4 protein-coding genes are annotated in these 2226 nt (G+C 46.8%); all 4 read left to right on the top strand.

Features of this window, described 5'->3' with window-relative positions; genetic code table 11:
* Nucleotides 1–16: 16 nt before the first annotated feature.
* The 4 genes from F6K51_RS38830 (at nucleotide 17) to F6K51_RS36225 (ending at nucleotide 2189) form a co-directional block, all read left to right on the top strand.
* A complete protein-coding gene (locus tag F6K51_RS38830; RefSeq protein WP_365940607.1) occupies nucleotides 17–97 on the top strand; it encodes a phycobilisome linker polypeptide in 81 nt (26 codons plus the stop codon).
* Nucleotides 98–151: 54 nt separating this feature from the next.
* Nucleotides 152–970 (top strand): phycobilisome linker polypeptide, encoded by an 819-nt coding sequence (locus tag F6K51_RS36235; protein ID WP_293030735.1) that lies wholly within the window; start codon nucleotides 152–154, stop codon nucleotides 968–970.
* 45 nt (nucleotides 971–1015) lie between these two features.
* On the top strand, nucleotides 1016–1876 hold the full coding sequence (locus F6K51_RS36230; RefSeq protein WP_293030733.1) for a phycobilisome linker polypeptide: 861 nt from the start codon (nucleotides 1016–1018) through the stop codon (nucleotides 1874–1876).
* 73 nt (nucleotides 1877–1949) lie between these two features.
* Entirely contained in the window at nucleotides 1950–2189 is a 240-nt protein-coding gene (locus F6K51_RS36225; RefSeq protein ID WP_293030731.1) for a phycobilisome linker polypeptide, read from the top strand.
* Nucleotides 2190–2226: the final 37 nt, after the last annotated feature.

Raw genomic sequence — 2226 nt, 5'->3', positions numbered from 1 at the left:
AATTAGCGAGTATCTGGTGCCTTACGATCAGTTATCGTATACTTTGCGGCAGCTTGGCAAGCAAGGTGATCGAATAACAAGTATTACGCCAGCCTAAGGCAACTGAAATCTCACCACTATCAAGCAATATTAAAAATTAGGAGAACAACAAGTGGCAATTACCACAGCAGCATCCTGGCTGGGAACCTCCGCCTTTAGCAATGCCAACCCCATTGAACTGCGCCCCAACTGGACCCAAGACAATGCTAAGGCTGTTATCCAGGCTGTTTACCGACAAGTACTCGGAAACGACCATCTCATGGCTTCTGAGCGTCTCACCAGTGCTGAGTCTTTACTCTGCCAAGGCTACCTGACTGTAAGGGATTTTGTGCGGGCTGTCGCCAAGTCAGAAATCTACAAGTCGAAATTCTTCTACAGCAACTTTCATCCGAGAGTAATTGAGTTGAACTTCAAGCACCTACTCGGTCGGGCTCCCTATGATGAGTCTGAAATCATCTATCATCTCGATATCTATCAAAACCAGGGGTTTGAGGCAGATATCGACTCCTACATAAACTCCCTTGAGTATGAGCAGAACTTTGGCACCTCCATCGTACCCTACTATCGAGGCTTTTCCAATCAACCGGGACAAAAAACCGTCGGCTTTACCCGCATGTTCGAGCTCTATCGTGGTTACGCCAATAGCGATCGCGCTCAGGGCAAGGGCGGTCGTGCTAGTTTAACCTATGAGCTAGCTCGCAATATGGCAAACCCCGTGCGAACCCCAAATGGCGGACAAGCACTCACCGGCACAACTGCAAACATTCAGGGACAGTTCTATCGACTCCGAGTAACTCAAGGAGGTCTGGGACGTGCCCCTCAGATCAGGCGCAGCATCAGTGAATATGTCGTGCCCTACGAACGGCTATCTCCCACCCTGCAAAAACTAAACAAGCGCGGTTGTCAAGTCATGAGTATTACCCGTGCCTGAAGTTTCTAGAACATCTAAACGTCGAGTCCTATAGGAGTAGAGTAAGTGGCAATTACAACAGCAGCATCCCGCTTAGGCACCTCTGCCTTTAGCAATAGCAACCCCATTGAACTGCGCCCCAACTGGAGCCAAGATGATGCCAAAGCCGTCATTCAAGCTGTTTACCGACAAGTACTCGGTAACGACTACATCATGGCTTATGAGCGCCTCACCGGTTTAGAATCCCTGCTCTGCAATGGCTCTCTCACGGTGCGGGAGTTTGTGCGAGCTGTAGCTAAGTCGGAGCTATACAAGTCGAAATTTCTGTACAACAGCTTCCAAACTCGGGTGATTGAGTTAAACTTGAAGCACTTGCTAGGTCGAGCTCCCTATGATGAGTCTGAGGTAATTTACCACCTTGACCTCTACCAAAACAAGGGCTTTGAAGCAGATATTGATTCCTATATCGATTCTGCTGAATACGATGAAAACTTTGGTGACTTCATCGTGCCTTATTATCGAGGCTTCTCAACTCAAACCGGACAAAAGGTTGTGGGCTTTACTCGCATGTTCCGCCTTTACCGAGGCTATGCCAATAGCGATCGCGCACAAGTTGAAGGTAAAGCGTCTCGCCTTGCTAGTGAACTTGCTCTTAATAGTGTTTCAGCAGTGGTTGGTCCTTCCGGCGGTAGTGAAGGTTGGGCGTACCGAGCCTCTGAAAAAGGTGTTACGCCCAATAAAACCTTCCGAAGTCCAGCAAGAGAAGGTCGTATTTATCGGTTGGAAGTATCAGGAATGAACTTGCCTAGATATCCCAAAGTGCGCCGCGTTAGCAAAGAGCTTCTGGTTCCTTATGAGAAGCTATCGGATACGCTCCAGAAAATTAACAAAATGGGAGGTAAAGTCGCTAGTATAACACTTGCTTAGATCACATTTGCTCTAAAAATAGAAGTTCGGGAGTTGATCTAATCTGAGTTAGCTATTAGGAGGTATCGGAAACATGCTGGGTGAATCTTTAATTTTTGACAGTTCTAATTCACCATCAGAAAGTCGTACCTTTGTCTATGAGGTAACAGGGTTATGGCATAAGGAAGAAAACACTAAAAACAGTTACCCTTTACCCAAGAGTAGCAGTATCTTTATTCAGGTTCCCTACAGCCAAATGAATGAAGAGATGCAGCGCATTACTCGTATGGGAGGAAAAATCGTCAGCATTCGTCCGGTTATGCCAACAACATAGTAACAACACTACCAAATGTCTTGAAGTTGGGACAAGG

Source organism: Moorena sp. SIO3I8 (assembly GCF_010692325.1).
Classification (GTDB): domain Bacteria; phylum Cyanobacteriota; class Cyanobacteriia; order Cyanobacteriales; family Coleofasciculaceae; genus Moorena.
The sequence above is the reverse complement of the archived record's forward strand: the minus strand, read 5'-3'. Positions and strand labels throughout refer to the sequence as shown.